The following is a 7864-nucleotide window of genomic DNA, read 5'->3' as shown; positions in this document are numbered from 1 at the left end:
GTGCGAGCACAATGACCGCGGCGCGCTGGGCCTGGTGATCAATCGGCCTATCGATATCGATATGGCCACCTTGTTCGACAAGATCGACCTCAAGCTGGAGATCCAGCCGGTGGCGCAGCAGCCCGTCTACTTCGGCGGGCCGGTGCAGACCGAGCGGGGCTTCGTGCTGCACGATCCGGTCGGCATCTACGTCTCGTCCCTGGCCGTGCCGGGCGGACTGGAGATGACCACCTCAAAGGACGTGCTGGAGGCCGTGRCCAACGGCAGCGGCCCGCACCGCTTCCTGCTCACGCTCGGCTATGCCGGCTGGGGCGCRGGGCAGCTCGAGGAAGAACTCAGCCGCAACGGCTGGCTGACTGTCCAGGCCGATCCCGAAATCATCTTCAGCGTGCCGCCCGAGGAACGCTTTGCCGCCGCCATCCGCCTGCTGGGCATCGATTTCACCATGCTCTCGGGCGAGGCCGGGCATGCCTGAGGCGGGGGCGGCGCCAGCGCCGCGCCCGCTGCCCACCGACGGCACCGTCCTGGCATTCGATTACGGCGAAAAAAAGATCGGCGTCGCGCTTGGCAACTTTGTCACGCGCGAGGCCCGTGCGCTTGTCATCATCCCCAACATCACCGTGGAAGGCCGCTTCGAGGCCGTGACCGCGCTCGTCAAGGAATGGGCGCCGGTGCAACTGGTGGTGGGCATGCCGGTCAACCCGGACGGCACCGAGCAGCCATCGATGCGGCTCGCGCGCCGCTTTGGCAATCAGCTGCACGGCCGCTTCGGGCTGCCGGTGGAGTGGGTGGACGAGCGCTACACGTCGATCGCCGCCGAGATGGCCGGCGCCCGCAAGGGCGCGCTCGACGCCGAAGCCGCCAGCATCATCCTGCAACAGTACTTCGACCAGCATCCGCTATGACCCAGACTTCCTCTCCCGACGCCGAGGCGCTCTACCATGCGCTGCGTGACCAGGTGCAGGCCGCGCTGCCCGCCGCCGAACGCGCGCAATGGTCGGTAGCCGGCATCTACTCCGGCGGCGCCTGGATTGCCGAGCGGCTCGCCGCGGACCTGCAACTGGCGGCCCACGGCGTCATCAACGTCGCCTTCCACCGCGACGACTATGCCAAGAAGGGCCTGCATAGCCAGGCCCAGCCGACCACGCTGCCCTTCGACGTGCAGGACCGCAAGATCCTGCTGATCGACGATGTGCTGGCCACCGGCCGCACCATCCGCGCCGCCGTCAACGAATTGTTCGACTATGGCCGCCCCGCGCGCGTGGCGCTGGCGGTACTGGTCGATCGCGGCGGGCGCGAGCTGCCGGCGGCCGCCGATTTCGTCGCCGCGCACGTCGACCTGCCGCCCGGGACCACGCTGGTCCTGTCGCACGAGGGTACCGGCGCGGACATGCGCTTTGCCTTTGCCAACGAGGCCACCGGCAACTAAGCCTGCCCAGCCAGACACGCGCCCGGCGCCCCGGTAACGGGGCGCCAGAAACGCACGCTCCAGACCAGTCAATCGCCACCGCCCGGCCCTTTCTACCTGCCATGATCAAGACGTTCCGCAACCCGCAACTGACCAAGAACGGCGAGCTCAAGCATTTGCTTTCGATCGAGGGCTTGTCGCGCGAGATGGTCGCGCACATCCTCGACACTGCCAGCCAGTTCGTCTCGCTGTCCGACTCGGACCGCGATGTGAAGAAGGTGCCGCTGTTGCGCGGCAAAAGCGTGTTCAACCTGTTCTTCGAGAACTCCACACGCACCCGCACCACCTTCGAGATCGCCGCCAAGCGGCTATCGGCGGACGTGCTGAACCTGAACATCAACGCCTCGTCCACCAGCAAGGGCGAATCGCTGCTCGACACCATCAACAACCTGTCGGCGATGTCGGCCGACATGTTCGTGGTGCGCCACGCCAGTTCCGGCGCACCCTACCTGATCGCCGAGCATGTCGCGCCGCATGTGCATGTCATCAACGCCGGCGACGGCCGTCACGCGCACCCCACGCAGGGGCTGCYCGACATGTACACCATCCGCCATTACAAGAAGGACTTCACCAACCTGACGGTCGCGATCGTGGGAGACATCCTGCACTCCCGCGTGGCGCGCTCCGACATCCATGCGCTGACCACGCTGGGCGTGCCTGAAGTGCGCGCCATCGGCCCGCGCACGCTGCTGCCCTCGGGGCTGGAGCAGATGGGTGTGCGCGTCTTCCACAATATGGAAGAGGGGCTCAAGGGCGTGGACGTGGTGATCATGCTGCGCCTGCAGAACGAGCGCATGAGCGGGGCGCTGCTGCCGTCGGCGCAGGAGTACTTCAAGGCCTACGGCCTGACGCCGGAGCGCCTGGCGCGGGCGAAGCCCGACGCCATCGTGATGCACCCGGGCCCGATGAACCGCGGCGTGGAGATCGACTCCGCCGTGGCGGACGGCCCGCAATCCGTGATTCTCAATCAGGTGACCTTCGGCATTGCGGTACGCATGGCCGTGATGGGCATCGTGGCCGGAAACCACGACTGATATCGCCGCGACTGATAGCGAGCGCCCGGCCGACAAGGTCCAGGCAAGCCAGAACAACCGAATACAAGCCAAGCAAGCGACACGATATGAAGATCCACATCAAGGGCGGCCGCCTGATCGACCCGGCCGCGAACGTCGATGCGCAGCAAGACCTTTACATCGCCGCCGGCAAGGTCGTCGGCGTGGGCAGCGCGCCGGCGGATTTCCATGCCAACAAGACCATCGACGCGACCGGGCTGATCGTCTGCCCCGGCTTGGTCGACCTCTCCGCGCGCCTGCGCGAGCCCGGCTATGAATACAAGGCCACGCTGGAATCCGAAGTGGCGGCMGCCACCGCCGGCGGCGTGACCAGCCTGGTCTGCCCGCCCGAYACCGACCCSGTGCTSGACGAGCCYGGCCTGGTCGAAATGCTCAAGTACCGCGCCCGCACGCTCAACCAGACCCACGTCTACCCGCTGGGCGCGCTGACGCTGGGCCTGAAGGGCGAGACGCTGACCGAGATGTCGCAACTGACCGAGGCCGGCTGCATCGGCTTCTCGCAGGCCGAGGCGCCGATCCGGAATACCCAGGTGCTGCTGCGCGCGCTGCAGTACGCGCAGACCTTCGGCTTCACGGTATGGCTGCGCCCGGAAGATCCCTACCTCGGGGGCGGCGTGGCCGCCAGCGGCGCGGTGGCATCGCGCCTGGGCCTGTCCGGCATGTCGGTGATTGCCGAGACAGTGCGCCTGCACACCATCTTCGAGCTGATGCGCAGCAGTGGCGCGCGCGTGCACCTGTGCCGGCTGTCCTCGGCCGCCGGCATCGAACTGGTGCGCCAGGCCAAGCGCGAAGGCCTCGCGGTGAGTTGCGACGTCAACATCCATCACGTGTCGCTGACCGACATGGATATCGGCTACTTCAACTCGCAGATGCGCTTCTCGCCGCCGCTGCGCAGCGCGCGTGATCGCGACGCCATCGTGGCAGGTCTTGCCGACGGCACCATCGACGCCCTGTGCTCGGACCACACCCCGGTGGACGACGATGAAAAACTGCTGCCCTTCGCCGAGGCCTCCCCCGGCGCCACCGGGCTGGAGCTGCTGCTGCCACTGACGCTGCGCTGGGCCGAGGAACACAAGGTCCCGCTGTCCAAGGCGCTGGCCCGCATCACCGCCGAACCGGCCCGCGTGCTGGGCCTGGCGGCCGGCACGCTGAGCGCGGGCAGCGCTGCCGATATCTGCATCTTCCATCCCGAGCAGGAGTGGAAGGTCGAGCGGCGCGCTCTCAAGAGCCAGGGCAAGAATTCGCCGTGGCTGGGCTACGAGATGCGCGGCCGCGTGCGTGCCACGCTGGTCGGCGGCCACGTCGTCTACGAACTGCACTGAGCGTCATGCCGGGCCGAGTGGACACGGGCAAGACGATTCACGCAGGCCCGCCGGCGGGGATTGCATGATCTGGCTACGGAAAACCGCTTTGATCCTGCACCTGCTGCGCGGCCTGGTCACCTGCGCCGTGCTGTTCCCGTGGCTGGGTGTCGAGTCGCGCCAGTGGCATATCCGGCGCTGGTCGCGCCGGCTGCTGGGGATCTGCGGGATCACGGTCGAGGTGCAGGGGCTGCAGCCTGGGCAGGCGCCGCCGCATGGCGCCATGGTGGTTTGCAACCACATTTCGTGGCTGGACATCTACGTCATCAACAGCTGGCAGCCCGTGCGCTTCGTGGCCAAATCGGAGATCCGCGACTGGCCCGTGATCGGCTGGCTGTGCGCGCAGACCGGCACCATCTTTATCGAACGTGCGCGCAAGCGCGATGCGCACCGCGTACTGCATGCGATTACCGACGTGATGCTGCAGGGCGACCTGGTTTGCGTGTTTCCCGAGGGGACGACCACGGATGGCGCCAGCGTGCTGCCCTTCCACGCCAACCTGATGCAGGCGCCGATCTCGGGTGGGCTGCCCGTGCAGCCGGTCGGGTTGGCCTACCTGGATGCCGCGACCGGCCAGCCGACCACCGCACCGGCATATATCGGCGACCTGACCCTGCTGCAGACACTTGACGCCATCTTGCGGGCGCCGCCGATCATCGCCAGGCTGTGCTTCGCGCCAGCCCTGACCGCCACCAGCGCCAGCCGGCGCGAGCTGGCCGAGGCCGCCCGGGAAGTGGTAACCCACCTGAGTCAGGGTGCGCAACAACATGCCGCCGAGCTGGCGGGGCAGGTCAATGGCGGCGCTGGCAACAAACGTGCCTTCGGTGAAGTGGGTGCGGGGGCGGGTTCACCCGAGCCGGCTGCCACGCCGTAAGCCAGCCCGTGCCTGGCCGCTGGCTTAGGCGAGCGGATCGCAGTATTGCGGGCAGTCCACCTGGATCAGCGAGCGCTGCGCCGGATCCGTCGCCAGCCGCGCCGCCGTGAGCTTGCCGCCCCAGACGCAGCCCGTGTCCAGCGCCATGAGGTTGGGGCGCATCACCAGCCCAAGCGTGGACCAGTGTCCGCAAACCACGGTGGTGTCTTCGGTCAGGCGGCCGGGGACGTCGAACCAGGGCATATGGCCCCTGGGCGTGCCGCCGGGACCTTCCTTGCTCTTCAGGTCCATCACCCCTTCCGCGCTGCAGAAGCGCAGGCGGGTGAGGGCATTGACCACGACGCGGTGACGTTCGATGCCGCGCAGGCCTGCATCCCATCGAACTGCCGCGTTCCCGAAGATGTCGGCCAGGAAAGCCTTCCAGTTGGGACCGCGCAGCGCTTGCTCCACTTCGGACGCCAGCTCCATGGTCTGCTCGGCCGTCCACTGCGGCAGTACGCCGGCGTGCACAAGTAGGAAACCGTTTTCACGGATGGCCAATGGGCGGTGCCTTAGCCATGTGAGCAATTCATCGCAATCCGGGGCTTCAAGAATGTCATCCAGGGTGTCGCTGCGGCCGCGCTTGCGTACACCGGCGGCCACGGCCAGCAGGTGGATATCATGATTGCCGAGCACGGATTCGGCGCGCTCGCCAAGCTGACGGACCAGGCGCAGCGTGCGCGCCGAGGCCGGGCCGCGGTTGACCAGGTCGCCTACGAAGCGGAGCTGGCTGTCGGCCGGCAAGCGCTGAAAAAGGAGTTCGTCAAGCGAACCCGCGCAACCCTGGAGGTCGCCTACAGCAAAATAATGCGTATTGTTCACAAAAATAAATTGCCTGAATGATCACACATGTAAACTGATCCGAATTGGCAACATTGTGCGGAAATTTTCGATGGGACGTTACAACAGGCTACAAAAAGATGCCTGTTCCGGGTAAGGCCCTGCCCCCGGTCGGATAGAATACCGCCACTTCTGCAGGTACTTAAGATCCCGCCGTCCCCACAATGGACCAAGGCGGGCGCTCGGCATTGGTCGGGTCCTCGAAATATATCGATAGGCAGGGAGCACAACTTTTGTCTCATATTCTTGTTACGGGCGGTGCGGGGTTCATCGGTGCCAACTTTGTTCTGAACTGGTTCGGCACCGGGGCTACCGACGGCATTGTCAATGTCGACAAGCTCACCTACGCAGGCAACCGCAAGACGCTTGCCTCGCTGGATGGCGACGCTCGCCATGTATTCTCGCAGACGGATATCTGCGACCGCGCCGCGCTCGACCAGTTGCTGACGACCTACAAGCCCCGTGCCGTGGTGCATTTTGCCGCCGAGAGCCATGTCGACCGCTCCATCCATGGTCCCGGCGAGTTCATCCAGACCAATATTGTCGGCACCTTCACCCTGCTCGAAGCCGTGCGCGCCTACTGGAGCGCGCTCGATGACGAAGCCAGGGCATCCTTCCGCTTCCTGCACGTCTCCACCGACGAGGTCTTCGGTTCCCTCGAAGCCGGCGATCCGCAATTCTCCGAGACCACGGCCTACGCGCCCAACAGCCCCTATTCGGCATCGAAGGCTGCATCCGACCATCTGGTACGGGCCTACCACCACACGTATGGCTTGCCGGTTCTCACCACGAATTGCTCCAACAACTACGGGCCCTATCATTTCCCCGAAAAGTTGATCCCGTTGATCATCGCCAATGCGCTCGGCGGCAAGCCCTTGCCGGTTTATGGCGATGGCCTGAACGTGCGCGACTGGCTGTATGTGGGCGACCACTGCGCTGCCATCCGCGAAGTGCTGGCGCGAGGCCGCTTGGGCGAGACGTACAACGTGGGCGGCTGGAACGAGAAGACCAATCTCGACGTGGTCCACACCCTTTGCGACCTGCTCGACGAACTGCGCCCGAAGGCGGCCGGTTCCTACCGGGATCAGATCACCTTCGTCAAGGACCGTCCTGGTCATGACCGCCGCTACGCCATTGATGCGCGCAAACTGGAGCGCGAGCTTGGCTGGAAGCCAGTCGAGACTTTTGAGACCGGCATGCGCAAGACCGTGCAGTGGTATCTGGACAATCAGGGCTGGGTGCAAGATGTGATGTCCGGTGAATACCGGAACTGGGTGGCAAAACAATATGCCGCATAAGGCGCAAAATATTCCTACCCTTCTTGTAACAGGAAGCAACGGCCAGGTCGGATTCGAACTCCGCCGGAGCCTTGCGCCGCTTGGCAATGTGATCGCACTGGATCGTGCCGCTTGCGATCTCTCGCGTCCGGACACGCTACGCCAGCTGATTCGGCAGTACCGGCCCGATGTGATCGTCAATCCTGCCGCCTATACCGCGGTGGACAAGGCCGAGACGGACGCCGACGCCGCGTTTGCTGTCAATGGCGTCGCGGCCGGCGTGCTGGCCGAGGAGGCAAAGGCGCTTGGCAGCTTGCTGGTGCACTATTCCACCGACTACGTGTTCGATGGCCGCAAGGCGGGCCCCTATGTCGAACTGGATGCGGTCGACCCGCAATCCATCTACGGCAAGAGCAAGCTGGCCGGCGAGCAGGCTATCGCAGCGTCCGGTGCCACTGCGTTGGTGCTCCGCACCTGCTGGGTGGCGGGCGCCCATGGCGGCAACTTCGCCAAGACCATGCTCAAGCTGGGCCGCGAGCGCGATAGCCTGCGTGTGATTGCCGACCAGTTCGGCGCGCCGACCACGGCAGCGCTGATTGCCGACGTGACCGCGCAGATCATCGCCCGCCACTGGCTGGCGGGCGATCGCGCCGCCTTCCCGGCCGGCATCTATCACCTGGCGGCCTGCGGCGAGACCACCTGGCACGCCTATGCTACTGAAGTGTTGCGCTATACGGCGTCCAAGGGCGTAGCATTAAAGGCGGATCCCGAGAGCATTGTGCCGATTCCGGCTAGCGAGTATCCACTACCAGCTCCTCGGCCCGCCAATTCGCGTCTTGATACGAGCAAGCTGCGCGAAACCTTCGACATCCATCTTCCGGATTGGCAGCAGGGAATACATTTCCTGCTCGACCAGATCCTTTCCTGATCTC

9 protein-coding genes are annotated in these 7864 nt (G+C 65.4%); 8 read left to right on the top strand and 1 reads right to left on the bottom strand.

Annotated features, from left to right (window positions below; all coding sequences use genetic code 11):
• The 6 genes from AC1DKD_RS28720 to AC1DKD_RS28695 form a co-directional block, all read left to right on the top strand.
• Window positions 1–475: YqgE/AlgH family protein (locus AC1DKD_RS28720; RefSeq protein WP_477143990.1), on the top strand; the 475-nt coding region annotated here is incomplete at its 5' end.
• A complete protein-coding gene (gene ruvX, locus AC1DKD_RS28715; RefSeq protein ID WP_441624971.1) occupies window positions 468–905 on the top strand; it encodes a Holliday junction resolvase RuvX in 438 nt (145 codons plus the stop codon). The genes AC1DKD_RS28720 and ruvX, both read left to right, overlap by 8 nt.
• Entirely contained in the window at window positions 902–1429 is a 528-nt protein-coding gene (pyrR, locus tag AC1DKD_RS28710; RefSeq protein ID WP_441624969.1) for a bifunctional pyr operon transcriptional regulator/uracil phosphoribosyltransferase PyrR, read from the top strand. Before ruvX ends, pyrR begins: the two co-directional genes overlap by 4 nt.
• A gap of 101 nt (window positions 1430–1530) precedes the next feature.
• On the top strand, window positions 1531–2502 hold the full coding sequence (locus tag AC1DKD_RS28705) for an aspartate carbamoyltransferase catalytic subunit (protein WP_477143989.1): 972 nt from the start codon (window positions 1531–1533) through the stop codon (window positions 2500–2502).
• Window positions 2503–2588: 86 nt separating this feature from the next.
• Window positions 2589–3863, top strand: coding sequence for a dihydroorotase (locus tag AC1DKD_RS28700; RefSeq protein ID WP_035863798.1), 1275 nt, complete (start codon window positions 2589–2591; stop codon window positions 3861–3863).
• A 64-nt stretch (window positions 3864–3927) separates the two neighbouring features.
• Window positions 3928–4776 carry a lysophospholipid acyltransferase family protein gene (locus AC1DKD_RS28695; RefSeq protein ID WP_477111279.1) on the top strand — a complete coding sequence of 283 codons (849 nt, stop codon included), beginning with the start codon at window positions 3928–3930 and terminating at the stop codon, window positions 4774–4776.
• A gap of 24 nt (window positions 4777–4800) precedes the next feature.
• Here AC1DKD_RS28695 and AC1DKD_RS28690 read toward each other — a convergent pair whose 3' ends face one another.
• A complete protein-coding gene (locus AC1DKD_RS28690) occupies window positions 4801–5643 on the bottom strand; it encodes a symmetrical bis(5'-nucleosyl)-tetraphosphatase (protein WP_477143991.1) in 843 nt (280 codons plus the stop codon).
• Between the two features lie 245 nt (window positions 5644–5888).
• Between AC1DKD_RS28690 and rfbB the strand changes: the two genes are divergently transcribed.
• Window positions 5889–6953, top strand: coding sequence for a dTDP-glucose 4,6-dehydratase (gene rfbB / locus AC1DKD_RS28685; protein WP_477111300.1), 1065 nt, complete (start codon window positions 5889–5891; stop codon window positions 6951–6953).
• Window positions 6943–7860 (top strand): dTDP-4-dehydrorhamnose reductase, encoded by a 918-nt coding sequence (gene rfbD / locus AC1DKD_RS28680; protein WP_477111277.1) that lies wholly within the window; start codon window positions 6943–6945, stop codon window positions 7858–7860. Before rfbB ends, rfbD begins: the two co-directional genes overlap by 11 nt.
• The last annotated feature ends 4 nt before the right edge of the window (window positions 7861–7864 follow it).

The sequence above is a fragment of the Cupriavidus sp. 05T313 genome (assembly GCF_056396665.1).
This window is presented reverse-complemented; position numbering and strand designations above follow the sequence as displayed.

Coding starts and splice junctions, on each gene's coding strand:
- AC1DKD_RS28695 (WP_477111279.1), top strand. CDS start 3,928: ATGATCTGGCTACGGAAAACCGCTTTGATCCTGCACCTGCTGCGCGGC.
- rfbD (WP_477111277.1), top strand. CDS start 6,943: ATGCCGCATAAGGCGCAAAATATTCCTACCCTTCTTGTAACAGGAAGC.
- pyrR (WP_441624969.1), top strand. CDS start 902: ATGACCCAGACTTCCTCTCCCGACGCCGAGGCGCTCTACCATGCGCTG.
- ruvX (WP_441624971.1), top strand. CDS start 468: ATGCCTGAGGCGGGGGCGGCGCCAGCGCCGCGCCCGCTGCCCACCGAC.